The 1,807-nt window shown below is 65.0% G+C and carries 3 protein-coding genes; all 3 read right to left on the reverse strand.

Going from position 1 to position 1,807, the window contains the following annotated elements:
* Positions 1–143 precede the first annotated feature (143 nt).
* The 3 genes from ASG84_RS20405 to ASG84_RS20420 all read right to left on the reverse strand — a co-directional run bounded on the left by ASG84_RS20405 (position 144) and on the right by ASG84_RS20420 (position 1,740).
* A complete protein-coding gene (locus ASG84_RS20405) occupies positions 144–446 on the reverse strand; it encodes an HK97 gp10 family phage protein (RefSeq protein ID WP_057478545.1) in 303 nt (100 codons plus the stop codon).
* Between the two features lie 558 nt (positions 447–1,004).
* On the reverse strand, positions 1,005–1,184 hold the full coding sequence (locus ASG84_RS27620; RefSeq protein ID WP_156399638.1) for a hypothetical protein: 180 nt from the start codon (positions 1,182–1,184) through the stop codon (positions 1,005–1,007).
* Positions 1,185–1,320: 136 nt separating this feature from the next.
* Positions 1,321–1,740, reverse strand: a complete 420-nt coding sequence (locus tag ASG84_RS20420) for a hypothetical protein (protein ID WP_057478838.1) — start codon at positions 1,738–1,740, stop codon at positions 1,321–1,323.
* Positions 1,741–1,807 lie beyond the last annotated feature (67 nt).

Consider the following 1,807-nt stretch of genomic DNA (forward strand, 5'->3'; position numbering starts at 1 on the left):
AATCACGATGAACGGGCGCACGATGTTCTCCGGAATGTCACGCGTGGTGATCAGTTCCTTCGGAACATGCTCGATCAGATCAGCGTCGGCATGCAGCGCCTCTCGAACCGCACCGGGCGCGAACGGGATTCGCACCTTAGGCGTCATCGCGGCGTCCAGCCGGAGTACTTACCGTGCGAGCGCGCGGCATCAGTCATCACGGCCGCCGGCGGAGTGTCGAGGGTGCCGTACTCGATGTAGCTGGCGTCGTCGGCCGCGTTCACCGCGAACACCCTGCGACCCTCGTACTCCACCAGGAACTCCGACTGAAAGTAGCCAGTGTCCACCGGTGCCACCTCACGCGCCTCGTTGACGATCTCGGTCGCAATTGCGATGCGACCTTCGATAGTCGTGGCAGTGACCTGCTCGCGCACCTGCCCGGGATAGACAGTCAGGCGAGCCGACATCAGGACGACTTGGGCGCGGTGGCCTTCGGCGACCTTCGATAGTCGTGGCAGTGACCTGCTCGCGCACCTGCCCGGGATAGACAGTCAGGCGAGCCGACATCAGGACGACTTGGGCGCGGTGGCCTTCGGCGGACCGGCAGGGCGGCCACTGGGTGTCGAGGTCAGCTCGGCCGGCGGCGCGGCCACGGTGTCGTCAGTCTTGACGTTGGCGGGCGGTGCGACGACCTCGGAGTCGGCCTTCTCGTCGGACGGATCTGCACCCTCCGTCTCTCGCTCGGCGGCGAGCGCCTCCTCCGCTTCGCGGGCCTGATGGGCAAACGTGCCGTGGCCCGCGAAATGCTTGCGGCCCTCGTCGTCGGTCCACTGAACGATCGGCTGGGCGGAGGTTTCGGTGTTCTCGGTGTCGGCCATGGTGGCGGATCTCCTTCGTAGTGCGGGGNTGCGGCCCTCGTCGTCGGTCCACTGAACGATCGGCTGGGCGGAGGTTTCGGTGTTCTCGGTGTCGGCCATGGTGGCGGATCTCCTTCGTAGTGCGGGGGCAGACCTGACCAGTACGGGTCAGGTCATTGCCTTCTGTTCTTCGGACAGGTCTTCACGCAGAACCCATTCGCGGGTCCGCATGTCGAGGAACCACCCGGCCTGTGCGTTGAGCACTGCTTGGGGAAGTGTCCACTCGACGGGTGCCCCGGCATCCTTCTCCCGCAGTAGTTCGGGTCGGTGCGGAAGTTGAAATGCCAATCGGCAGCGCCGAACGCCATCCCGTCGAGATCGGTGGCCAACTGCGCCACCACGAAATGCGACGTCGTCGGATACGGCGGKTGCGGCTTCGGTTGCTGCACTGCGGGCTGATCCATTGCGGATCACTCACTTTCGGTTACGGGGTCAACTGCGGGTTGGATGCCATATCCGATCCGTGCTCGACGATCGCAACGATGTACTGCACCGGTCCCCCGGCSGCMGACCGACGCTCCTTCGGCCGGCCACGGACGTACACCAMTTGGCCGACYTCGACGATGTTCGTCGCGTCTGCCCCGTCTGTGCGGGTGTCGCCGTCGAAGCGGAGTCGGTCTCGGCCGTTCAATCCACCGGGTACCGGGGCGTTGAGCTGCAGCACCATCTGACTGGTCGTGAGGTCCCCGGGATGCTGCTCCTGCTTCGTTTCGAGGAAGCGCAGCGACAGCAGAGCAGTAACCGGAACTGCCGTGGGCGGTACCGGGATCTTGTTGCCCGTCGACTCGTCGTAGACCGGGGGGTTGTCGCGAAGCACCGACCAGTTCTGCGGGTACCGCCTCATGTGAGGAAGTCCCTGCGGTAATTCTGCGGTCGCCGATCAGGTGCGTACGACGGCGAGATCGAGAACG

Origin of the sequence: Rhodococcus sp. Leaf278 (assembly GCF_001426085.1) — a bacterium.
Classification (GTDB): Bacteria; Actinomycetota; Actinomycetes; order Mycobacteriales; family Mycobacteriaceae; genus Rhodococcoides.

Coding starts and splice junctions, on each gene's coding strand:
- ASG84_RS20405 (WP_057478545.1), bottom strand. CDS start 446: ATGTCGGCTCGCCTGACTGTCTATCCCGGGCAGGTGCGCGAGCAGGTC.